The sequence below is a fragment of the Burkholderia cepacia genome (assembly GCF_001039005.1).
GTDB lineage: Bacteria > Pseudomonadota > Gammaproteobacteria > Burkholderiales > Burkholderiaceae > Burkholderia > Burkholderia theae.
The window spans coordinates 1-288 of the sequence record NZ_LDWR01000189.1 but is presented as its reverse complement, the minus strand read 5'-3'; the positions used below and the strand labels follow the sequence as shown (position 1 = coordinate 288).

The 288-nt window shown below is 65.3% G+C and carries 2 pseudogenes; both read left to right on the top strand.

Annotated features, from left to right (window positions below):
- Positions 1–130, top strand: a pseudogene (locus VL15_RS42565) (LysR family transcriptional regulator); the annotation flags it as partial.
- Positions 131–204: 74 nt separating this feature from the next.
- A pseudogene (locus VL15_RS43540) lies at positions 205–288 on the top strand (transcriptional regulator); the annotation flags it as partial.

Below are 288 nucleotides of genomic sequence, written 5' to 3'. Positions count from 1 at the left end.
CGCGACGGTGTTGCCGCTCGACGGCCGGGACGCGAAGTGGCGTGTGGGGCTCGCGTGGCTGTCGGGCCGCGAGGATCCCGTCACGACGCATTTCGTGTCGTTCATGCGTGCCGCGATCAAGGGCGCGTGACGGGCGAAGCGATATAGTGTCCGCGACCGGCGCTGAATGCCCGAACGAATATCCTGCCGCTACAGACCGAACCGATGACTTCAGAATCCGACGAATCCCCACTCGATCCCGCACTCGTTGCAACGCTCGCGACGCTGAACGAGGCCGCGAACGATCCG